This is a genomic window from Streptomyces sp. SID13726 (assembly GCF_010548375.1).
Lineage (GTDB): Bacteria > Actinomycetota > Actinomycetes > Streptomycetales > Streptomycetaceae > Streptomyces.
Genome location: NZ_JAAGLY010000003.1, coordinates 551,576 through 571,922, shown reverse-complemented (window position 1 = coordinate 571,922; position 20,347 = coordinate 551,576). Strand labels below are relative to the sequence as shown.

Sequence of the window (20,347 nt, the reverse complement as noted above, 5' to 3'; positions counted from 1 at the left end):
GTCAGGGGCGGACCAGCAGCTGGAAGTCGAACGCGTACCGCGAGGCCCGGTAGATGTGCGTGCCGTACTCGACCGGCCGCCCGGTGTCGTCGTACGCCGTGCGCTGCATGGTCAGGACGGCCGCGCCCTCCTTCTCGTCGAGGCGGGCGGCCTCCTCGGCGGTGGCGGAGCGGGCGCCGACGGTCTGGCGGGCGCTGTGCAGGGTGATGCCGGCCGTGCGCATCACGCGGTACAGGCCGGTCGACTCCAGGCGCTCGCTGTCCAGGTCGAGCAGGTCCGCCGGGAGGTAGTTGCTGAGCAGCGCCACCGGCTGGCCGTGGGTGAGGCGCAGCCGCTCCAGCAGGGTGACCCCGCTGCCCTCCGGGACGGACAGCGCGGCCGCCACGTCCGCCGACGCCGGGACGGTCTCGTTGCGCACGACCCGGGTCGCCGGACCCTGCCCGGCCGCCTCCAGGTCGTCGTAGAGACTGCTCAGTTCCAGCGGGCGCTTGACCTGGCTGTGCACCACCTGGGTGCCCACCCCGCGCCGCCGGACCAGCAGGCCCTTCTCGACCAGGGTCTGGATGGCCTGGCGGACCGTCGGGCGGGACAGGCCCAGGCGTACGGAGAGGTCGATCTCGTTGCCCAGGAGGTTCCCCGGGGCGAGCACCCCGTGTTCGATCGCGGCCTCCAGCTGCCGGGCGAGCTGGTAGTACAGGGGCACCGGACTGGCCCGGTCCAGGGCGAAGTCCAGGGAGTCGAGCGCGGGGGCCGAGGCGGCACGTGAGCTGTCGCCGGGCTTCGCCATGGAGGTACCTCCCTGGTGGGGTCGGGGGCGCTGGTCAGAGGTGGGTGCGGCGGGCGGCGACCTGACGGTCGTACTCCGTCCGGGCCTCGACGGCGGCCTCGCGGGACGCCGTCCGCGCCACCGGCACGTCCCACCAGGCCTCCGCCGGGGGAGCGGCCGGGTTCACGGTGTCCGTCTCGACGTAGACGCAGGTCGGCCGGTCCGAGGCGCGTGCGGCGGCGAGGGCCTCGCGCAGCTCGCGCACGGTCTTCGCGCGCAGGACGTCCATGCCGAGGCTGGCCGCGTTGGCGGCCAGGTCGACCGGGAGCGGGTCGCCGCTGAACGTGCCGTCGGCGGCGCGGTAGCGGTAGGCGGTGCCGAAGCGCTCACCGCCCACCGACTCCGAGAGGCCGCCGATGGAGGCGTAGCCGTGGTTCTGGATGAGGACCAGGTTGATCGGCAGGCCCTCCTGGACCGCGGTGACCAGCTCCGTCGGCATCATCAGATAGGTGCCGTCGCCCACCAGCGCCCACACCGGGGTGTCCGGGGTCGCCTGCTGGACGCCGATCGCCGCCGGGATCTCGTAGCCCATGCAGGAGTAGCCGTACTCCAGGTGGTACTGGCGCGGGGAGCGGGCCCGCCACAGCTTGTGCAGGTCGCCGGGGAGCGAGCCCGCCGCGTTGATCACCACGTCCTCGTCGCCGACCACCGAGTCCAGTGCGCCGAGCAGCTGGGTCTGGGTGGGGACGGCGTTGTCGTCGGCCGCCGCGTAGGCCGCCTCGACGACCTGCTCCCAGCGCTTCTTGCCGGTCGCGTACTCGGCCTCGTAGGCCGCGTCCACGCGGTGGCCTTCGAGTGCGGGCGCCAGCGCCTCCAGACCCGCCCGCGCATCGCATACGACGGTCCGCGCGGCCAGCTTGTGGGCGTCGAAGGCGGTGATGTTGAGGTTGAGGAAGCGCACGTGCGGGTTCTGGAAGAGGGTGCCGGAGGCGGTGGTGAAGTCGGAGTAGCGGGTGCCCACGCCGATGACCAGGTCGGCGGTGCGGGCGAGGTCGTCGGCGACCGCCGTGCCGGTGTGGCCGATGCCGCCGAGGTCGGCGGGGTGGTCGTGGCGCAGGGCGCCCTTGCCCGCCTGGGTGGAGGCGACCGGGATGCCGGTGGCGTCGGCCAGGGACTTCAGCGCGTCCTCGGCCTCGCTGTGGTGGACTCCGCCGCCCGCGACGATCAGGGGGCGGGCGGCCGACCTGATCGCCCGTACCGCCTCCGCCAGTTCGACCGGGTCCGGCGCGGGACGCCGTACCCGCCACACGCGCTCGGCGAAGAACTCCTCCGGCCAGTCGTACGCCTCCGCCTGCACGTCCTGGGGGAGGGCGAGGGTGACCGCGCCGGTCTCGGCCGGGTCGGCGAGGATCCGCATGGCCTGGAGGGCGGAGGGGATCAGGGCCTCGGGGCGGTGGACGCGGTCGAAGTAACGGGAGACCGGGCGCAGGGTGTCGTTCACCGAGACGTCGGCCTCGGTCGGGTGCTCCAGCTGCTGGAGGAGCGGGTCGGCGGCGCGGGTGGCGAAGTAGTCGCCGGGCAGCAGCAGGACCGGGAGGCGGTTGATGGTGGCCAGGGCGGCGCCGGTGACCAGGTTCGTGGCGCCCGGGCCGATCGACGTGGTGACCGCCTGCGCGGAGAGCCGGTTCAGCTGGCGGGCGTGGCCGACCGCCGCGTGGACCATGGCCTGCTCGTTGCGGCCCTGGTGGAAGGGCATCGCGTCCTCGCCCGCCTCCAGGAGCGCCTGCCCGATGCCCGCCACGTTGCCGTGGCCGAAGATGCCCCAGGTCCCGGCGATCAGCCGGTGCCGTACGCCGTCACGCTCCGTGTACTGGACGGACAGGAACCGCACCAGGGCTTGGGCGACGGTGAGGCGGGTCGTGCTGCTCATCAGGACTTCTCCGGTGCGGTGTGGAGGGGGCGGCGGGAGGGCGCCCGGCGGTGGTCGACGGCGGACTCGGTGAGGGTCTGGTGGAGATGTGTGCCGTGCGGATCGGTGTGCGTACGGGGGCCGGCGGCAGGGCGGCGGGCGGGCCGGGCAGCGACGTCGGCGATCGAGCCGCCCAGGGGCCTTCCGTAGGGCCTGACCTGCGTCGATGGCATACCGGGAGGGAGCGGGTAGAGATCAACTCCGATACGGCCCATACTGATCACGTCGAACTGCTGGACTGGCTCGGCCATGCGCGACGCTCCTCGATCCGGGCTGGGGACGCCGGGCCCAACGGGCCTGGTGCTTCCCCAGGTGTAGGACTCGGAGGGCAACGCTGTCAATAGTTTGTACTTACATTCGGACCTGTGCGTGAAATGATGTCTTAACAAAGTATTGACAGCGGGCGCGCTCGGGGATTGGATTCCGTCCCAACGCAATCGGCGTGATTCCGCCCCCTTTCCCGACGTTCTCCCCGTCGCACAGTGAGGTGCAAGGAAAGATGGATCGCTCTTCTCTCTCCCGTTCGCGGAGATTCGCTCCCGCCGTGGCACTCGCCGCGGCCGCGGCCCTGACGCTCGCCGGCTGCTCCAGCAGCTCGGGCGGCAAGAAGTCCGAGGAGAGCGCGGACGGCGCCTCCGCGGGCAAGGCCACCACACCCCGGATGACCATCGCCCTGGTCACGCACCAGTCGCCCGGCGACACCTTCTGGGACATCGTCCGCAAGGGTGCCGAGGCCGCGGCGGCCAAGGACAACGTGGACCTGGTCTACTCCGCCGACCCGAGCGCGGCCAACCAGGCCAACCTGGTGCAGAACGCCATCGACAAGAAGGTCGACGGCATCGCGATCACCCTCGCCAAGCCGGACGCCCTCAAGGACGTCGTGAGCAAGGCGAAGGCGGCGGGCATACCCGTCGTCGGCCTCAACTCCGGTGTCAGCGAGTGGCAGAAGCTCGGCCTGATGGAGTTCTTCGGCCAGGACGAGTCGGTCGCCGGCGAGGCGCTCGGCAAGCGGCTCAACGAGGCCGGTGCCAAGAACGCCGTCTGTGTCATCCAGGAGCAGGGCAACATCGGCCTGACCCAGCGCTGCGACGGTGTGAAGAAGACCTTCACCGGCAAGCTCCAGACGCTGAACGTCAACGGCACCGACATGCCGTCCGTGAAGTCGACGATCACCGCCAAGCTCTCGCAGGACAAGTCCATCGACTACGTCGTCACCCTGGGCGCGCCCTTCGCGCTGACCGCGGTGCAGTCGGTGTCCGACGCGGGCAGCAAGGCGAAGATCGCCACCTTCGACCTCAACAAGGACCTGACGGGCGCCATCAGCAAGGGCACCATCGAGTTCGCCGTCGACCAGCAGCCCTACCTCCAGGGCTACTTGGCGATCGACTCGCTGTGGCTCTACAAGAACAACGGCAACTACATGGGCGGCGGCGAGCAGCCGGTGCTGACCGGTCCCGCCTTCGTCGACAAGTCGAACGTCGAGACCGTGGCCAAGTACGCCGCGAAGGGCACCAGGTGATGGGTATGACCCAGCACGCCGAGCCGGCGGTGAGCACACCGCCGGCCCCCGGCCCGGGCCAGGTCAAGGACGGGCGGACCACTGAACGCCCGTTCGTCCTGCGCCTGTTGGCCCGCCCCGACGTCGGTGTCTTCCTCGGCGCCGTGGCGGTGTGGGTGTTCTTCCTGATCGCCGCGCCCCCGGTGCGCGAGGGCAGCGCGATGGCGAACATCCTGTACCAGTCGTCGACCATCGGGATCATGGCCCTGCCGGTCGCGCTGCTGATGATCGGCGGCGAGTTCGACCTGTCGTCCGGTGTCGCGGTGATCACCTCGGCGCTGACCGCGTCGATGTTCGCCTTCCAGCTCACGCTCAACGTGTGGGCGGGGGTGTTCGTCGCCCTGCTGGTCTCGCTGGCGATCGGCTTCCTCAACGGCTGGCTGGTCGTCAAGACCGGTCTGCCCAGCTTCCTGATCACCCTGGGCACCTTCCTGATCCTCCAGGGCGTGAACCTCGCGGTCACCAAGCTGGTCACCGGCAACGTCGCCACCGACGACATCAGCGACATGGACGGCTTCGCGCAGGCCAAGAAGGTCTTCGCCTCGTCCTTCGAGGTCGCCGGGGTCCAGTTCAAGATCACCATCGTGTACTGGCTGGTGTTCGCGGCGCTCGCGACCTGGGTGCTGCTGCGCACCAAGTACGGCAACTGGATCTTCGCGGTCGGCGGCAACAAGGAGTCCGCGCGGGCCGTCGGTGTCCCGGTGAACTTCACCAAGATCTCGCTGTTCATGCTGGTCGGCTTCGGTTCCTGGTTCGTCGGCATGCACAACCTGTTCTCCTTCAACACCGTGCAGTCCGGCGAGGGCGTGGGCCAGGAGCTGATCTACATCTCCGCGGCCGTGATCGGCGGCTGTCTGCTGACCGGCGGTGCCGGCTCGGCGATCGGACCGGTGTTCGGGGCGTTCATGTTCGGCATGGTCCAGCAGGGCATCGTCTACGCCAACTGGAACCCGGACTGGTTCAAGGCCTTCCTCGGCGTGATGCTCCTCGGCGCCGTCCTGATCAATCTGTGGGTCAGCCGCACGGCGACCCGGAGGTGAACCGCATGACCAACGAAGCAGGCACGCACGGCGCCGTCCTCGCCGACGAGACCCCCGCCCCCGGTGACGGCGACGGGGCGATCGTCGAACTGCGGAACGCCGGCAAGTCCTACGGCAACGTCCGCGCCCTGCACGGCGTGAGCCTGAAGGTGCACCCCAGCCAGGTCACCTGTGTGCTCGGCGACAACGGCGCCGGCAAGTCCACCCTCATCAAGATCATCTCCGGGCTGCACCAGCACACCGAGGGCGAGTTCCTCGTCGACGGCCGGCCGGTGCGCTTCTCCACCCCGCGCGAGGCGCTCGACAAGGGCATCGCCACCGTCTACCAGGACCTCGCCGTCGTCCCGCTGATGCCGGTGTGGCGCAACTTCTTCCTCGGCTCCGAGATGACCAAGGGCCCCTGGCCCGTCCGGCGTCTCGACATCGAGAGGATGAAGAAGACCGCGGACGAGGAACTGCGCAACATGGGCATCGTCCTGGACGACCTGGAGCAGCCCATCGGCACGCTCTCCGGCGGCCAGCGCCAGTGCGTGGCCATCGCGCGCGCCGTGTACTTCGGCGCCCGGGTGCTGATCCTGGACGAGCCGACCGCGGCCCTCGGCGTCAAGCAGTCCGGTGTCGTGCTCAAGTACGTGGCCGCCGCCCGCGACCGCGGACTCGGCGTCATCTTCATCACCCACAACCCGCACCACGCCTACATGGTCGGCGACCACTTCAGCGTGCTGCGCCTCGGCACCCTCGAACTGTCCGCGTCCCGCGACCAGATCACCCTCGAAGAGCTGACCAACCACATGGCGGGCGGCGCCGAACTCGCCGCGCTCAAGCACGAGTTGTCCCAGGTCCGCGGCGTCGACACCGAGGCGCTCCCGGAAGCGGCCGACCTCACCGCGCCGGTGGCCGGCACCGCCGAGGGGAAGTCCTGACATGGCGGCCCCCCTCGACCGCATCCGCGTCGGCTCGGCCCCCGACTCCTGGGGCGTCTGGTTCCCCGACGACCCCGTACAGGTGCCGTGGGAACGCTTCCTGGACGAGGTCGCCGAGGCCGGCTACCCCTGGATCGAGCTGGGACCGTACGGCTATCTGCCGACAGACCCGGCCCGGCTCACCGACGAGATCGCCCGGCGCGACCTCAAGGTCTCCGCGGGCACGGTCTTCACCGGCCTGCACCGCGGCCCCTCGGTCTGGGAGTCCACCTGGGAGCACGTCAGCCAGGTCGCCGCGCTCACCCAGGCGATGGGCGCGCGGCACCTGGTGGTGATCCCGTCCTTCTGGCGCGACGACAAGACCGCCGAGATCCTGGAGCCGCCGGAGCTGACCGCCGAGCAGTGGGCCCACCTCACCAAGGGGATGGAGCGGCTCGGGCACGAGGTCAAGGAGGCCTACGGCCTCGACATCGTCGTCCACCCGCACGCCGACACCCACATCGACACCGAGGACCACGTCGAGCGGTTCCTCGACTCGACGGACTCCGAACTCGTCAACCTCTGCCTGGACACCGGGCACTACGCCTACTGCGGCGGCGACAGCGTCAAGCTCATCGAGACGTACGGCGAACGCATCGGCTACCTCCACCTCAAGCAGGTCGACCCGGAGATCCTCGCGGACGTCGTGCGGAACGAGGTGCCGTTCGGGCCCGCCGTCCAGCGCGGAGTGATGTGCGAACCGCCCTCCGGCGTACCCGAGTTGGAGCCGGTGCTGGTGGCCGCGCAGCAACTCGGTGTGGAGTTGTTCGCCATCGTCGAGCAGGACATGTACCCCTGCGAACCGGACAAGCCGCTGCCGATCGCGGTGCGCACCCGTAAGTTCCTGAGGTCCTGCGGCGCCTGAAGGGGATGACCATGTCCGAGCGAGGCACCCTCGGCGTCGCCGTCATCGGCACCGGCAAGATGGGCGCCGATCACGTCCGCCGTATCCATGAGGTGACCAGCGGCGCCCGGGTGGCCGCCGTCGTGGACGTCGACGCGGAGCGCGCCAAACAGGTCGCCGCCCGCGTCGACGGCTGCACCGCCCACACCGACCCGGCCGCGGCGATGGCGGCGCCCGACGTCGACGCCGTCCTGATCGCCTCACCGGGCCCCGCCCACGAGGCGGCACTCCTCCAGGCCCTCGACCACGACCTTCCCGTGCTGTGCGAGAAGCCCCTCACCCCGGACGCGGCCTCCGCGCTGCGGGTCCTGGAGGCCGAGCGGAAACTGGGCCACAGACGCGTCCAGGTCGGCTTCATGCGGCGCTACGACGCCGAGTACATGAAGCTCAAGTCCCTGCTGGAGACGGGCCAGTTGGGGCGGCCGCTCATGCTGCACAACCGGCACCGCAACGCCGCCAGCCCGCCCTTCTTCACCAGCTCCATGCTGATCAGCGACTCCGTGGCACACGAGACCGACGTGACCCGCTGGCTGCTCGGACACGAGATCACGGCGGTCACGGTGCTGCGCCCGACGCCGTCCGTGAACGCCCCCGACGACCTCCAGGACCCGCAGTTCGTGGTGTTCGAGACCGACGGCGGCGCCCTCTCCGACGTGGAGATCTTCGTCAACTGCGGCTTCGGGTACCAGGTCAGGGCCGAGGTGGTCTGCGAACGCGGCACCGCCCGCATCGGCGACGGCCACGCCATGGTCACCGACATGGCGGGCCGCTGGGGCGGCACCATCGCCCAGGACTTCGTCGAACGCTTCGCCGACGCCTACGACCGCGAGGTCCAGACCTGGGTCGACGCCACCCGCCGCGGCGAGGTCACCGGGCCCAGCGTCTGGGACGGCTACGCGGCGGCCGCGGTGTGCGAGGCGGGCGTACGGTCGCTGGACGACGGCGGCCGGGTCACGGTGGACCTCGTCGAGCGGCCCGCGCTGTACGGCTGACTCCCCGCCGTACACGGGAGGTTCGGCGAAGTTCCCCCGTGCTCGCTACGTCCTGCGCGAATCGCGGCACCGGCGCGACCCCCTGTGCAACCATGGCGCGGCTGTCCTCGGCGGGGCGGCGAGGGGGTGCGTATGGGGATCGTACGGATACTGCTGCCGCTGCCGCGGGCCGCGGCCCGGCTGTCACCGGAGAAGGGCGGACCGCTGCTGGGGGCAGCGCTGTCGTACTGCGTCACACCGTCCTGGGCGGGCCTCAGGTCACCGTCGCCCGCGCGGCGGCTGGCCTGGGCCGAGGAGGCGGTCGCGGTCTACCGGGCGACGGCCGACACCGACGGGCTGAGCCGTGCCCTGGCGCTGCGCGCCCACGCGTTGCTGCTGTCGGGGCGGCACGAGGAGGCGTGCACGGCCGCGGACGAGGTGACCGCCGTACCCGGCGCTCGGCCCTCCCCGGCACCGGCCGCCTTCGCGGGGCTGGTGCGGGCGCAGGCCCTCGCTGCCGCCGGCCGGGTCGAGGACGCCGTGGCGGCGGCACACGCGTGCGTGGCGGCCTACCGCGGGCTGTCCGCCGCCGACCGCAGGGACCGAGCGCTCGGCAGCCTGCCCGGGGCGCTGCGGACGTACGCGCTGCTGCTCGGCGCGGTCGGCCGCACCGAGGAGTCCGTCGCCGGCTACGAGGAGTGCGCCGCGCTGCTCGCCGCCCTGTCCCTGCGGGAGCTGACGCAGATCGAGCTGGTCCGGCCGCAGGTGCTCGCCGAACTGGTCGCGGGACTGCGGGAGTCGGGGCGGCACCAGGACGCGCTGGGCGTCGGCCCCGAGGCCAGGGAGGCGTTGCGGGGACCCGTCGCGTGGACCGTCCCCGAGGTCGTGCTGCCGCTGCGCATCCGGCTCCTGGTCGACCTCGCCCACTGCCACCGCGCCACCGGCGACCCGGTCGAGGCCCGCGCCTGCGCCGAGGAGGCGGTGGCCGACGGCCGCAGACCTGCCGGGGCGGGCGCGCTGTCGTCGGCCCTGGCCTGCCTCGCCGACATCCTCGGGGACCTCGGCGAGGCCGACAAGGAAGCGGGCGTCCGGCGCGAACTCGCCGCGCTGGACGCCGACTTCACCGCGGACCGGCCCTAGGTCCCGCTGCGGAAGGGGCGTCTGCCGTACAACACCGTTCAGGCGGGGACGTGCCGTGGCCGGGGCTCGAACCCGGCCGCCCGGTAGGAGGCGTCGATCAGGGCCATCGTCGCCACCGCGTCGTCCGCGTCCAACGGCAGCGCCGCGCCGCCGCGCACCCGGTCCGCGAACGCCTCCAGCTGGTAGGTGTACGACGACCGGGTGCCGAGCCGCTCGGTGCGCTCGCCGTCCGCCGTGCGCACCACGAGCCGGTCGTCGAGCTGCGGCAGCACGAAGTTCGGCGCCAGCACCTCGCCCCGCGAACCGGTGATCCGGCAGCTCATCTCCAGCCTGTCGTACGCCATGTGGCAGCGCGCCGACCCGGTCGCACCGCCCGGGAAGGCGAGGTCCGCGTCGAGCCACTCGTCGACCCCGGGCGCACCGGCCCGCTCCCCGCCCCGCGCCGAGACCAGCCGCGGCGCGCCGCCCGCCCAGGGGGCCAGCACGCGCAGCGCGTGCAGGCTGTAGCAGCCGAGGTCCATCACCGCGCCGCCGGCCAGTGGCAGCGACCAGCGCGGGTCGGTGTCGGCCGGCGCCGGGATCGCGACCAGCGCCTCGACGTGCCGCGGCTCGCCGATCTCGCCGCTCGCGAGGACCTCGTGCAGCCGCCGGGTCAGCGGGTGGAAGAGGTAGTGGAAGGCCTCCATGAAGACCGTCCCGGCCTTCGCCGCCGCCTCCCGCACCTCCGCGGCCTCCTCGGCGTTGCTCGCCGACGGCTTCTCGCTCAGCACGTGCTTGCCCGCGGCGAGGGCCGCGAGGTTCCACGGCCCGTGCAGGCCGTTGGCGAGCGGGTTGTAGACGACCTCGACCTCGGGATCGGCGATCAGTTCGGCGTACGACCCCGCCACCCGCTCGATACCGTGCTCGGCCGCGTAGGCCTCGGCGCGGGACCGGTCGCGCGCGGCCACCGAGACGACCCGGTGACCGGTCGCCCGGGCCGGGCCGATCAACGAGGCCTCGCTGATCCGCGCGGCTCCCAGCACTCCGATGCGCAGCGGCTCAGTCATGTCCGTGGTTCCTCCTGGATCGTGGCGGAGCGTGGTCCCCGCCTGGTCAGTGTGGCCGAGCGGGCGGAAAGTGGCGCCGGGCGAGTTCCTGGGCCTGGGCCACCACGCACTCGACGAGCTCGAACGCGGGCAGCCCGCCCACGTAGTAGGTGCGGTCACGGCCCTGAAGCGCGTCGAGCCGGTCCAGCGCGCCGCCCGCGAGGTCGGCGCCGCCGAAGTACGGCATGAACGCCCACTCCCGCCCGAGGTGCACCTGCGCCAGCCGTCCGCCCAGCGCCGTGACGTCCTCCCGCAGCAGCGCGGTGGTGTCGCCGGGGCGGCCGTAGGAGTAGAAGGTGCGCACCTCGCTGTCCGGGTAGCGGTGGTGGTACGACACACAGTGGCCGGCCGTCGCGCGGCTCGCGGTGTGCGCGGCGAGGAAGTAGAAGGCGTCCCCCGGCAGGCCGGTCGCGGTGGCGAGGGTGGTGCGGTAGGCGTGCGAGCGGATCCGCCCGGCCAGGTCGCGCTCCTCGTCGGTGGCGTCCAGGACCGGCAGGACACGGTCCGGAGTGACGGCGAGCACCAGGTCGTCCGCCTCGACCGGCCCCGAGTCGGTGTGCACCCGCACCCCGGCCGGGTGCCGCTCCACCGACGTCACCCGCACCCCGCACCGCACGTCCTTCAGCTCGTCGGCGACCCGGCGCCACAGCGTGGCGAACCCGCCGGCCACCGTGAAGTCGCCAGGGTGGCCCAGGAGTTCGGGGCCCGGATCCAACAACCCCGTCATCTCGGCGTACTTGACGAAGTACAGGGCGGGCACGTCGTCGTCCAGGTGGCCGTACCCGGCCGCCGTGTACCCGGTGCCGAAGGAGTCGGCCATCGACCGGAGCCCGTGATCGTCGAGCCACCGGGCGACGGGAGCGGCGAGCGCCCGCGCGGAGTGCGCGAGCCCGGGTTCGGCGATGCGCGGGAACTCCCGTGCGCGTAACGACCGGTAGCGCGGGAGGGAGCCGTCCCGGAGGAACGCCATCGACTGCCGGACCGCCTCGCCGCCCTCGGCGTCGAGAACGCGGTAGCGGCTGGTGCGCTCCGTCGGCACGTCCAGGTCCGTCAGCAACTGTGCCGTCCGCTCGTACTTGTTGGTGCAGATGTGGCCGCCGAGGTCGTAGGCGCGCCCGTCGACGTGCACGCTCTGGCACTTGCCGGCCACCGTGTCGCGCTCCTCCAGCACGGTCACCCGGTGCCCGGCCGCCTCCAGTTCGCGGGCGACGGCCAGGCCGCCGGGTCCGGCGCCGATGACGACGACGCCCCTCGGGCCGGAGGGTGCGGAGAGCCCGGAAAGCCTGGAGGGCTCGGAGAGTTCAGCGGGTTCACGCTCGGCGGCCGCGGTCCGCGCTCCTGGAGCCGTCCCGGTGTCATGTGGAGAGATCACATGACCCTGAACGGATACCAGGAGCCCGGCGTTCAGCCGTCAGGCCGTGCGGACCTCGGCGATCGTCACCGGGCGGTGCTCGTACAGGGACAGCGTGCACGCCTCGGCGATCCAGCCCGCCTCCAGGGCGTCCGCGATGGTGCACGGCGAGGTCCGGGTACCGGCCACGACCTCGGTGAACGCGGTGAGTTCGGCGCGGTAGGCGGCCGTGAACCGGTCCATGAAGAAGTCGTGCGGGGTGCCCGCCGGGAAGGTCACCCCGGGCTCGACCGAGCGCAGCGGCAGCTTGTCCTCCAGGCCGACGGCGATGGAGTCCTGGAAGCCGTGGATCTCCATGCGGACGTCGTAACCCCGGGCGTTGTGGCGGGAGTTGGAGACCACCGCGATGGTGCCGTCGTCCAGGGTGAGGATCGCGCCGGTGGTGTCGGCGTCGCCCGCCTCCTTGATGTAGTCGGCGCCCCGGTTGCCGCCGACGGCGTACACCTCGACGACCTCGCGGCCCGTCACCCAGCGGATGATGTCGAAGTCGTGCACCGAGCAGTCCCGGAAGATGCCCCCGGAGGCGGCGACATAGGCGGCCGGCGGCGGGGCCGGGTCCAGGGTGGTCGAGCGCACGGTGTGCAGCTTGCCCAGCTCACCGCTCTGCACGGCGGCGCGCGCGTTGACGAAACCGGTGTCGAAGCGGCGGTTGTAGCCGATCTGGATCGGCACGTCGCTGCCCTGGACGGCCTTGAGGACCTCGACGCCCTCGCTCATGTGCTTGGCGACGGGCTTCTCGCAGAAGACCGGGATGCCGGCCTCGACACCGGCCAGGATCAGCCCGGGGTGGGCGTCCGTGGCCGCGGCGACCACGATGCCGTCCACGCCGGCCGCCAGCAGTGCCTCGGGCGAGTCCACGACCTCGCCGCCGAACCGCTCCGCGGCGGACTTGGCGGCCTCCGCGAACGGGTCGGTGAGCACGAGCGACTCGACCGCGTCGAGTCCGGAGAGGGTCTCGGCGTGGAAGGCGCCGATGCGGCCGAGGCCGAGGATTCCGATGCGCATGGGGGGTGACTCCTTGAGGGTTCTTGCGGTGAGCGGTGTCGGTCGAGGGGTGGCTGCTTGAGCGGGGAGGTCAGTCGAGGCCGCCGAGGACGTTCTGGTCCCAGTCGATCACGGACCCGGTGACCACGCCCGACCGCTCCGACAGCAGCAGCACCACGAAGTCGGCGATCTCGTCCGGCTGACCCAGCTTGCCCATGGGCAGCCTGGCCGCGGCCTCCTCGCGCCAGTCGTCGCCTGCGCCGTGGAAGGTCCTCTGGGTGGCGTCCTCGCCCTCCGTCGCCGTCCAGCCGATGTTGAGGCCGTTGATCCGCACCCGGTCCCAGCGGTGCGCGTGGGCGGCGTTGCGGGTCAGGCCGATCAGACCGGCCTTCGCGGCGACGTAGGGCGCCAGGAAGGGCTGACCGCCGTGCGCCGAGGACGTGATGATGTTGACGACCGTGCCGGGCGCCCCCCGGCCGACCATGTCCGCGACCGCGGCCTGCATGGCGAAGAAGGGCGCCTTGAGGTTGATCGCGATGTGCTGGTCGAACAGCTCGGGCGTGGTGTCGAGGAGCGTGCCCCGCGAGGTGAGTCCCGCGGAGTTCACCAGGCAGTCGACACGGCCGTACACCTCGACGACCCGCCGCACCGACTCCTTGGCCTGCTCGGCGTCGGCGAGGTCGGCGCGGACGAACAGCGCCTTGCCGCCGGCCGCCTCCAGCTCCGCGACCAGTGCCGCGCCGGGTTCCGGGCGGCGGCCGGTGACGGCGACGACCGCCCCCTCACGGACGGCGGCCCGGGCGATGGCGGCACCGACGCCCTGGCTGCCGCCGTTGACGAGGACGACCTTGTCGTCGAGAAGTCCCATGAATGTGCCAGTCCCTTTCGGTTCGGCTCCTGCGTGCGGCTCAGCTGGTGCGCCGGTCCGCGCCCGCCCGCAGCTCGTCCCTGAGCGTGCGCGGGTTCCATCCCTCGGCGAGCGCCCGCCGCACCAGGTCCGCCTGCGAGGGCGGTGCGAGACCGTCGACCGGCGGGTCGCTGTCGAGGTTGGTGGGGAAGGGGTAGCCCTCGGCGCTCGCGGCGATCACGTTCTCCAGCCACCGCTCGTCGGCGCCCTCCGCCTTGCGCCGCAGCAGCGCGGGGTAGACGGCGTTCGACACCGCCTCCCGGTCCACGGTCTCCATGGCCCGCCCGAAGGCCGAGGACACCTGGAGCAGGTTCGCCATGCGCCGCACGTCCGTGGTCCGGTTGGTCCCGGCGGCGTGGAAGAGGGCCGGGTTGAAGAACGCGGCGTCGCCCTTCGCGAGCGGCAGCTGGACGTGGTGGTCCTTGAAGTACGCCTGGAACTCCGGCCGCCGCCACGCCAGATACCCGGGCTCGTACGCCTGCGAGAACGGCAGGTACAGCGTCGGCCCCGACTCCACCGGCATGTCGCAGTGCGCGACCGCGCCCTGGAGGGTGAGCACGGGGGAGAGGCGGTGGACGTGCGCCGGATAGGCCGCGGCGACCTCGTCGGAGAGGAAGCCGAGGTGGTAGTCGCGGTGCACGGTCTGCGCGAGACCGCCCGGGTTGACCACGTTGACCTGCGAGGTGACCTGGTAGCCGGGGCCGAGCCAGGTCTCGGAGATCAGGGCGAGGACGGGGTTGGCGTAGTAGTCGGCGAACGCGGCGGGGTCGTAGAGGGCGGCCTTCTCCAGCGCGTTCCACACCCGCTCGTTGGCGCCGGGCTTCGCGAAGTGGTCGCCGGCGGTGGTGCCCGCCGCGTACTGCTCGCGGATCAGCGAGTCGAAGACCTCGGTGAACCGGTCCACGACCGCGTGGTCGGCGAAGGCATTGCGGAGGACGACGATCCCGGGGCCGTCGGTCAGGGCCCGGACCAGTTCCTCCTGGACGCCCCGGCGGTCCTCGGCGCCGAGGACGCGCTCGGCGTCGTACAGCAGGACGTTCCGCTCCACGGCACTGGCGTGCGGGTAGTCGGCGGGGTCGGCCGTCCGCTCGACGAGCGCGCGGAACGAGTCGAGGTCGCAGTCCTGCTCGGAGAGCCAGGCGCGGTGGTGTACGGCGGTGAAGGACATCGGCGTCCTCTCGGTGACAGGGGCGACTCAGCGCTGTCATTCTTGTCATGACAAAGGCGTCGAACAACCAGCAGGCGGCCATCAAAAACCCCTCAAGGAGCAGGCACGTGGGACACCCGTTCCCGATCCGGGAAATCGCACGTCAGGCGGGGCTGAGCGAGGCCACCGTGGACCGCGTGCTGAACGGCAGGGGAGGGGTCAGGGAGAGCACCGCCCGCGAGGTCCACCAGGCGATCACCGACCTGGACCGGCAGCGCACCCAGGTCCGGCTGGTGGGCCGTACCTTCATGGTCGACATAGTGATGCAGACGCCGGAACGCTTCTCCACGGCCGTCCGCGCGGCCCTGGAGGCCGAACTGCCCGCCCTGCACCCCGCCGTGCTGCGCTCCCGCTTCCACTTCCGCGAGACGGGCCCGGTCGCCGAGCTGACCAGGACCCTCGACCGGATCGCGCGCAGGGGCTCCCAGGGAGTGATCCTCAAGGCGCCGGACGTCCCCGAGGTCACGGCCGCCGTCGGCCGGCTCGCGGAGGCGGGCATCCCCGTGGTCACCCTGGTCACCGACCTGCCCGCGAGCGCCCGCCTCGGCTATGTCGGCATCGACAACCGGGCGGCCGGGGCGACCGCGGCGTATCTGATGGGCCAGTGGCTGGGGGAGCGCCCCGCCAACGTCCTGGCCAGCCTCAGCAGCGGCTTCTTCCGCAACGAGGAGGAGCGCGAGATGGGCTTCCGCAGCGCCATGCGCACCCACCACCCCGACCGCACGGTGGTGGAGATAGCCGAGGGCCAGGGCCTGGACGCCACCCAGTACGACCTGGTCAGGGCCGCCCTGGAGCGCGACCCGGACATCCGCGCGGTCTACTCGATCGGTGGCGGGAACATCGCCACGCTGAAGGCGTTCGAGGACCTGGACCGGGAGTGCGCGGTGTTCGTGGCCCACGACCTGGACCACGACAACGACCGCCTGCTGCGCGAACACCGGCTGTCCGCCGTGCTCCACCACGACCTGCGCCAGGACATGCGGGAGGCCTGCCACATCGTGATGCGGGCCCACGGGGCGCTGCCGCCCGCGGGCCCGACGACACCGTCGGCGATCCAGGTGGTCACGCCGTACAACATGCCGTACTGAGCCGTCAGGGGACCGGCACGGAGACGGGGACGGTCCGGCCGCCCTCGCGCATCGACACGATCACCGCCTCGGCGACCGCCGACGCGGTCAGCCCCTCCCGCGCCGAGGCCAGCGGCGACGGCCGCCCGGCGACGACCGCGTCGGTCCACGCCTGGAGCTCCAGCCGGTAGGCGTCGGCGAACCGGGGCCGCCAGTCGGCCGGATACCCCGTCGACCGGGTCCGTTCCAGATGGGTCACCACGAGCGCGGGGTCGGTGAGCCGGAGCGCGCCCCGCTCGCCCACGACCTCGCAGCGCACCTCGTAGCCGTAGCGGGCGTTGAGGAAGGTCTCGACCGTGGTGAGGGTGCCGTCGGCGGTGTGCAGCAGCATCAGCTGGGGGTCGCGCAGACCGGGAGCGGAGCCGCCCTCGGGCGCGTGCCAGGAGACCGCGGTGACGGGTGACTCCAGCAGCCACGGCACGGTGTCCAGCTCGTGGATCGCCGACCCGGTGACGCTGAACTCGCTGACCGCGCCCGGCATCGACGTCACCTGCCGGCTCACGCAGTGCACCATCCGGGGCCGCCCGCACCGGCCCTCTCCCAGCGCCGCCTTCAGGGCGACGTACGAGGGGTCGAACCGCCGCATGAACCCGACGGACACCAGTCCGCCGCCCGCCTTGTCGTCCGCCCGGACCACCTCGACGCACTCGGCGACCGTAGGCGCCAGCGGCTTCTCGCACAGCACCGGCTTCCCGGCCCGCACGGCGGCCGTGGTCAGCTCGGCGTGCGTCGAGTCGTGCGAGGCGACGACCACGGCGTCCACACCGGGATCGGCGATCAGCGCCCACGCGTCGGGACTGACCCGCGCCCCGGGCACGGTGTCCACGAGGGCACGCGCACGGGCCGCGTCCACGTCCGTCACCGCCACGACCTCGGCCGACGACACCGCTCCGTGCAGCAGCCGCACATGGTCGGCGCCCATCACCCCGGCCCCGATCACCCCCACCCGGACCGTCATGCCGACGCCTCCACGGAGACCCACGAACCGCTCTCGGCCGACCGGGCCATCGCGTCCAGCACGGTCGCGCTGTGCACGGCGTCCGCGAGCGTCGCCCCGTACGAGGTGCCCTCGGCGACCGAACGCAGGAAGCGGTACGCCTCCACGACCTTCAGGTCGTCGTAGCCCATGGCGTTCGCCGCGCCCGGCTGGAAGGCACCGAACTCACCGGCGCCCGGGCCGACGTACACCGTGCTCACCGGCTGGTCCTGGTAGCTCGTGCCGCGGCTGATGCCCAGCTCGCCCATCCGCCGGAAGTCCCAGAACACCGCGCCCTTCGTGCCGTGCACCTCGAAGCCGTAGTTGTTCTGCTCGCCGACCGACACCCGGCAGGCCTCCAGGACGCCCCGGGCACCGGAGGCGAAGCGCAGCAGGCAGTTGACGTAGTCCTCGTTCTCGACGGGTCCCAGCTCCCCGGTCGCGAGGGTGTGCCCGGCGGTGGCGCCGGTGGGGCGGGCGCGCTCCGGTACGAAGATCGCGGTGTCGGCGGTCAGCGCGGTGATGTCGCCGAGCAGGAAGCGGGCCAGGTCGGCGCCGTGCGAGGCGAGGTCCCCGAGCACACCGCTGCCGCCGCGCTCACGCTCGTAACGCCAGGTCAGGGCCCCCTGCGGATGGGCCGCGTAGTCGCTGAGGAGACGGATGCGGACATGGGTGACCGTGCCGATCTCGCCGGCGGCGATCAGGTCGCGGGCGGTCTCCACGGCGGGCGCGTTGCGGTAGTTGAAGCCGACCGCGCCGCGCACCCCGGCCCGGTCCGCCGCGTCGGCCACCGCGCGGGCGTCCGCCGCGCCGAGCCCGACCGGCTTCTCGATCCAGATGTGCTTGCCGGCCTCGGCCATCGCGACACCGATCTCGCGGTGCAGGAAGTTCGGGGCGGTGATGCTGACGGCCTGGACGCGGGGGTCGGCGGCGACCTCGCGCCAGTCACGGGTCGCCGAGGCGAAACCGAACTGCGCGGCGGCCTCGTCGGCCCGTCCCGGCACGTCCTCGGCGACGGTCACGAGCCGTGGCAGCACGGGGAGCCGTGGGTAGTGGTGCGCGACACGGGCGTACGCCTGGGTGTGCACCCGCCCCATCCAGCCGAACCCGACGACGGCGACGCCCAGCGTGTCCACCATGACTGACAGCCCCTCTTTGGACCGGTCCATACTCTGTCCAGGTCACCTTGGGTGCCGTCTTCGCGAGCTGTCAACCCTTTGACAAGCCGCACCGGGGCATGGAACGGTCCATGGCCATGAGACCGCCGACGATCCGTGACGTGGCCGACCGGGCCGGAGTCTCGAAGTCGCTGGTCTCCCTCGTACTGCGCGGCTCCGACCAGGTCCGCCCGGAGAAACGGGACGCCGTGCTGCGGGCCGTCCGGGAGCTCGGCTACCGCCCCAACGCGGCGGCGCGCAGCCTCAGCGAGCAGCGCACCCGCACGGTCGGGGTCCTCCTCGACGACCTGCGCAACCCCTGGTTCGTCGACCTCCTCGACGGCCTGAACTCCCTGCTCCACGACAACGGCCTGCGCATGCTCCTGGCCGACGCCCGCCTCAACCGCCGCACCGGACAGGACCCGGCCGGGCCCTTCCTCGACCTCGGGGTCGACGGCCTGATCGTGATCGGCACGCTGCCCGACGCCGCCGCGCTCGCAGCGGTCGCCGAACGCCTCCCGGTCGTCGTCGCGGGCGCGCGGGAGCCGGTCCTCCCCGGGGTGGACGTCGTCGCCAACGACGACGAGCGCGGCGCCCGGCTGGTCACCGAGCACCTGATCGGGCTCGGCCACCGGCGTGTCGCGCACATCGCGGGGTACGGCGCGGTCGGCGAGCTGCGCCGGCGCAGCTTCGAGGAGACCATGCGGGAGCACGGCCTCGCCCAGGGGGCGGTCGTCGAACCGAGCGACTTGACCGAGGAGGGCGGCTACCGCACGACGGTCCGGCTGCTCAGCCGCCCCGACCGGCCCACGGCCGTCTTCGCCGTCAACGACATCGCCGCGATCGGTGTCCTGTCGGCCGCCGACGAACTGGGCCTGCGCGTCCCGCGCGACCTGTCCGTCGTCGGCTACGACAACACCAGCATCGCCCGGCTGCGCCACGTCTGGCTCACCACGGTCGACAACGCGGGGCACGAGGTGGGCCGCCGGGCCGCGCGGTGTCTGCTCGAACGGTTCGAGGGACGCGGGGGAGAGGGCCGTACGCATCTCACGGCGGCGGCGCTGGAGATCCGGGGCACCACCGCGCCCCCGCTCACAGATTGATCGCGTACGCCTTGCGCAGGGTCTCGTGCACCGTCCACGTCGTACGGTCGCCCTCGCGCAGCACGGCCATGTCGCCGGGCCCCACCTCCAGCGTGGGCCCGCCCTCCACCTCGATGGTCGCCGAGCCGCTGACGACGACGAACAGCTCGTCGGCCTCCGTGTCGGTGACGACTCCCGGGGTGATCTGCCAGATGCCCCGGATCTGCCGCCCGTCCTCCGACTCCCAGACCACCTTCCCGGTCACCTCGGGCGTCCCGGACACGATCTGCTCCCGGGCGAGCGGCTCGGACTCGAGCTCGGCGTCGGGGATGTGGAGTACGAAGCTGTGGTCCATGGGGCGACCCTAGCGAGAGCGTTCCCGGCCCGTCCGCCGACAGTGTGTGGAGTGGCGGCGCGGGTGGGAGGACACTCCGTCGCGGACTGGCGCGGGCCCGCCGCCCGGGTGATCGTGGAGGACATGGCGGAGACCGAGGCTGCCGTGTCCCGGCCGCACCAGCACGACACACGTGAGGCCGTCCTGTTCGGCGGTGTCTACGGCTCCGTCCTCGCGTGCTCCATGGTGGCCGCGCTCACCCAGTACGGGCACACCTCCCGGGACAGCCGCCGCTACGACGCCGCCTGGCTCCTGGTGACGGCCCTGGCCTCCGCCCTCGCCCACGGATACGCCCACTACATCGCCGAACGCGCCCCGCACCGCCGCTGGGACGTCCTGCGCACCCTGGCCGACGAGTGGCCCCTGGTCGCGGCCGTCGTCCCCACGGTCCTCCTCCTCGCCGGCGCGGGCTGGGGCTGGTGGCCCGCGAACGGCGTCGAGTACTCCGCCTTCGTCCTCAACATCATCCTGCTGTTCGCCCTGGGCGTGGTCACGGCCCGGTGGTCCCATCGGTCCTGGGCGTGGGCGATGGGGATCGGGCTGGTGGACGCGATGCTGGGGGCGGTGGTCGTGGTGGCGAACGCGGTGATCAAGTAGGGGGACGGCGGTCAGGGCGGGCGGAGTCCCCGTCCGACTCGCCCCCCACGCCGAACGGCCGCCACTCCCGCAAGGGGAGCGACGGCCGACCAGCCCTGCGTCCGACCCGG

20 protein-coding genes are annotated in these 20,347 nt (G+C 72.3%); 9 read left to right on the top strand and 11 right to left on the bottom strand.

Going from position 1 to position 20,347, the window contains the following annotated elements; all coding sequences use genetic code 11:
- Position 1: 1 nt before the first annotated feature.
- From G3I78_RS09895 to G3I78_RS09885, 3 genes are read right to left on the bottom strand one after another with little or no spacing between them, the layout of a single operon-like run.
- Positions 2-787, bottom strand: a complete 786-nt coding sequence (locus G3I78_RS09895) for a GntR family transcriptional regulator (RefSeq protein WP_164422530.1) — start codon at positions 785-787, stop codon at positions 2-4.
- Positions 788-821: 34 nt separating this feature from the next.
- A complete protein-coding gene (gene iolD, locus G3I78_RS09890; protein WP_203614722.1) occupies positions 822-2,696 on the bottom strand; it encodes a 3D-(3,5/4)-trihydroxycyclohexane-1,2-dione acylhydrolase (decyclizing) in 1,875 nt (624 codons plus the stop codon).
- Complete coding sequence (locus G3I78_RS09885; protein WP_164422528.1) at positions 2,696-2,986, bottom strand: hypothetical protein; 291 nt, start codon at positions 2,984-2,986, stop codon at positions 2,696-2,698. Before G3I78_RS09885 ends, iolD begins: the two co-directional genes overlap by 1 nt.
- 248 nt (positions 2,987-3,234) lie before the next feature.
- Between G3I78_RS09885 and G3I78_RS09880 the strand changes: the two genes are divergently transcribed.
- From G3I78_RS09880 to G3I78_RS09855, 6 genes are all read left to right on the top strand, one after another.
- The gene (locus tag G3I78_RS09880) at positions 3,235-4,254 is read left to right on the top strand and encodes a sugar ABC transporter substrate-binding protein (RefSeq protein ID WP_164422526.1); all 1,020 of its coding nucleotides are present in this window, start codon (positions 3,235-3,237) and stop codon (positions 4,252-4,254) included.
- Positions 4,254-5,333 (top strand): ABC transporter permease, encoded by a 1,080-nt coding sequence (locus tag G3I78_RS09875; RefSeq protein ID WP_164422524.1) that lies wholly within the window; start codon positions 4,254-4,256, stop codon positions 5,331-5,333. The genes G3I78_RS09880 and G3I78_RS09875 overlap by 1 nt, the downstream gene beginning before the upstream one ends.
- A gap of 5 nt (positions 5,334-5,338) precedes the next feature.
- Positions 5,339-6,256 (top strand): ATP-binding cassette domain-containing protein, encoded by a 918-nt coding sequence (locus G3I78_RS09870; RefSeq protein ID WP_164422522.1) that lies wholly within the window; start codon positions 5,339-5,341, stop codon positions 6,254-6,256.
- A gap of 1 nt (position 6,257) precedes the next feature.
- Complete coding sequence (locus tag G3I78_RS09865) at positions 6,258-7,160, top strand: sugar phosphate isomerase/epimerase (protein ID WP_164422520.1); 903 nt, start codon at positions 6,258-6,260, stop codon at positions 7,158-7,160.
- Positions 7,161-7,171: 11 nt separating this feature from the next.
- Entirely contained in the window at positions 7,172-8,191 is a 1,020-nt protein-coding gene (locus tag G3I78_RS09860; protein ID WP_164422518.1) for a Gfo/Idh/MocA family oxidoreductase, read from the top strand.
- A gap of 132 nt (positions 8,192-8,323) precedes the next feature.
- The gene (locus G3I78_RS09855; protein ID WP_164422516.1) at positions 8,324-9,310 is read left to right on the top strand and encodes a hypothetical protein; all 987 of its coding nucleotides are present in this window, start codon (positions 8,324-8,326) and stop codon (positions 9,308-9,310) included.
- A 38-nt stretch (positions 9,311-9,348) separates the two neighbouring features.
- Here the strand turns inward: G3I78_RS09855 and G3I78_RS09850 are convergent, their stop codons facing one another.
- The 5 genes from G3I78_RS09850 to G3I78_RS09830 all read right to left on the bottom strand — a co-directional run bounded on the left by G3I78_RS09850 (position 9,349) and on the right by G3I78_RS09830 (position 14,865).
- Positions 9,349-10,356: a Gfo/Idh/MocA family oxidoreductase gene (locus G3I78_RS09850; RefSeq protein WP_164422514.1), complete on the bottom strand. Its 1,008-nt coding sequence runs from the start codon at positions 10,354-10,356 to the stop codon at positions 9,349-9,351.
- 46 nt (positions 10,357-10,402) lie between these two features.
- Positions 10,403-11,767, bottom strand: a complete 1,365-nt coding sequence (locus tag G3I78_RS09845) for an FAD-dependent oxidoreductase (protein WP_343243700.1) — start codon at positions 11,765-11,767, stop codon at positions 10,403-10,405.
- A 39-nt stretch (positions 11,768-11,806) separates the two neighbouring features.
- Positions 11,807-12,811, bottom strand: coding sequence for a Gfo/Idh/MocA family oxidoreductase (locus tag G3I78_RS09840; protein ID WP_164422512.1), 1,005 nt, complete (start codon positions 12,809-12,811; stop codon positions 11,807-11,809).
- Positions 12,812-12,881: 70 nt separating this feature from the next.
- On the bottom strand, positions 12,882-13,658 hold the full coding sequence (locus G3I78_RS09835; protein WP_164422509.1) for an SDR family oxidoreductase: 777 nt from the start codon (positions 13,656-13,658) through the stop codon (positions 12,882-12,884).
- 40 nt (positions 13,659-13,698) lie between these two features.
- Positions 13,699-14,865: a phytanoyl-CoA dioxygenase family protein gene (locus G3I78_RS09830; protein WP_164422507.1), complete on the bottom strand. Its 1,167-nt coding sequence runs from the start codon at positions 14,863-14,865 to the stop codon at positions 13,699-13,701.
- A 107-nt stretch (positions 14,866-14,972) separates the two neighbouring features.
- On the opposite strand from G3I78_RS09830, the gene G3I78_RS09825 reads away from it, so the two are divergent.
- Complete coding sequence (locus tag G3I78_RS09825) at positions 14,973-15,992, top strand: LacI family DNA-binding transcriptional regulator (protein ID WP_164422505.1); 1,020 nt, start codon at positions 14,973-14,975, stop codon at positions 15,990-15,992.
- A gap of 4 nt (positions 15,993-15,996) precedes the next feature.
- On the opposite strand, the gene G3I78_RS09820 is transcribed toward G3I78_RS09825, so the two are convergent.
- Entirely contained in the window at positions 15,997-16,989 is a 993-nt protein-coding gene (locus tag G3I78_RS09820; RefSeq protein WP_164422502.1) for a Gfo/Idh/MocA family oxidoreductase, read from the bottom strand.
- Positions 16,986-18,146: a Gfo/Idh/MocA family oxidoreductase gene (locus G3I78_RS09815; protein WP_164422500.1), complete on the bottom strand. Its 1,161-nt coding sequence runs from the start codon at positions 18,144-18,146 to the stop codon at positions 16,986-16,988. Before G3I78_RS09815 ends, G3I78_RS09820 begins: the two co-directional genes overlap by 4 nt.
- 116 nt (positions 18,147-18,262) lie before the next feature.
- Between G3I78_RS09815 and G3I78_RS09810 the strand changes: the two genes are divergently transcribed.
- A complete protein-coding gene (locus G3I78_RS09810; RefSeq protein WP_164423075.1) occupies positions 18,263-19,267 on the top strand; it encodes a LacI family DNA-binding transcriptional regulator in 1,005 nt (334 codons plus the stop codon).
- Here G3I78_RS09810 and G3I78_RS09805 read toward each other — a convergent pair.
- Positions 19,257-19,601 (bottom strand): cupin domain-containing protein, encoded by a 345-nt coding sequence (locus G3I78_RS09805; protein ID WP_164422498.1) that lies wholly within the window; start codon positions 19,599-19,601, stop codon positions 19,257-19,259. The genes G3I78_RS09810 and G3I78_RS09805 overlap by 11 nt on opposite strands.
- Before the next feature lie 123 nt (positions 19,602-19,724).
- Between G3I78_RS09805 and G3I78_RS09800 the strand changes: the two genes are divergently transcribed.
- A complete protein-coding gene (locus tag G3I78_RS09800) occupies positions 19,725-20,237 on the top strand; it encodes a hypothetical protein (RefSeq protein WP_164423073.1) in 513 nt (170 codons plus the stop codon).
- Positions 20,238-20,347 lie beyond the last annotated feature (110 nt).

Bases quoted from the DNA above. Each gene is read 5' to 3' on its own strand.
- G3I78_RS09895 (WP_164422530.1), bottom strand. From the start codon at position 787: ATGGCGAAGCCCGGCGACAGCTCACGTGCCGCCTCGGCCCCCGCGCTC.
- iolD (WP_203614722.1), bottom strand. From the start codon at position 2,696: ATGAGCAGCACGACCCGCCTCACCGTCGCCCAAGCCCTGGTGCGGTTC.
- G3I78_RS09885 (WP_164422528.1), bottom strand. From the start codon at position 2,986: ATGGCCGAGCCAGTCCAGCAGTTCGACGTGATCAGTATGGGCCGTATC.
- G3I78_RS09880 (WP_164422526.1), top strand. From the start codon at position 3,235: ATGGATCGCTCTTCTCTCTCCCGTTCGCGGAGATTCGCTCCCGCCGTG.
- G3I78_RS09875 (WP_164422524.1), top strand. From the start codon at position 4,254: ATGGGTATGACCCAGCACGCCGAGCCGGCGGTGAGCACACCGCCGGCC.
- G3I78_RS09870 (WP_164422522.1), top strand. From the start codon at position 5,339: ATGACCAACGAAGCAGGCACGCACGGCGCCGTCCTCGCCGACGAGACC.
- G3I78_RS09865 (WP_164422520.1), top strand. From the start codon at position 6,258: ATGGCGGCCCCCCTCGACCGCATCCGCGTCGGCTCGGCCCCCGACTCC.
- G3I78_RS09860 (WP_164422518.1), top strand. From the start codon at position 7,172: ATGTCCGAGCGAGGCACCCTCGGCGTCGCCGTCATCGGCACCGGCAAG.
- G3I78_RS09855 (WP_164422516.1), top strand. From the start codon at position 8,324: ATGGGGATCGTACGGATACTGCTGCCGCTGCCGCGGGCCGCGGCCCGG.
- G3I78_RS09850 (WP_164422514.1), bottom strand. From the start codon at position 10,356: ATGACTGAGCCGCTGCGCATCGGAGTGCTGGGAGCCGCGCGGATCAGC.
- G3I78_RS09840 (WP_164422512.1), bottom strand. From the start codon at position 12,811: ATGCGCATCGGAATCCTCGGCCTCGGCCGCATCGGCGCCTTCCACGCC.
- G3I78_RS09835 (WP_164422509.1), bottom strand. From the start codon at position 13,658: ATGGGACTTCTCGACGACAAGGTCGTCCTCGTCAACGGCGGCAGCCAG.
- G3I78_RS09830 (WP_164422507.1), bottom strand. From the start codon at position 14,865: ATGTCCTTCACCGCCGTACACCACCGCGCCTGGCTCTCCGAGCAGGAC.
- G3I78_RS09820 (WP_164422502.1), bottom strand. From the start codon at position 16,989: ATGACGGTCCGGGTGGGGGTGATCGGGGCCGGGGTGATGGGCGCCGAC.
- G3I78_RS09815 (WP_164422500.1), bottom strand. From the start codon at position 18,146: ATGGTGGACACGCTGGGCGTCGCCGTCGTCGGGTTCGGCTGGATGGGG.
- G3I78_RS09810 (WP_164423075.1), top strand. From the start codon at position 18,263: ATGAGACCGCCGACGATCCGTGACGTGGCCGACCGGGCCGGAGTCTCG.
- G3I78_RS09805 (WP_164422498.1), bottom strand. From the start codon at position 19,601: ATGGACCACAGCTTCGTACTCCACATCCCCGACGCCGAGCTCGAGTCC.
- G3I78_RS09800 (WP_164423073.1), top strand. From the start codon at position 19,725: ATGGCGGAGACCGAGGCTGCCGTGTCCCGGCCGCACCAGCACGACACA.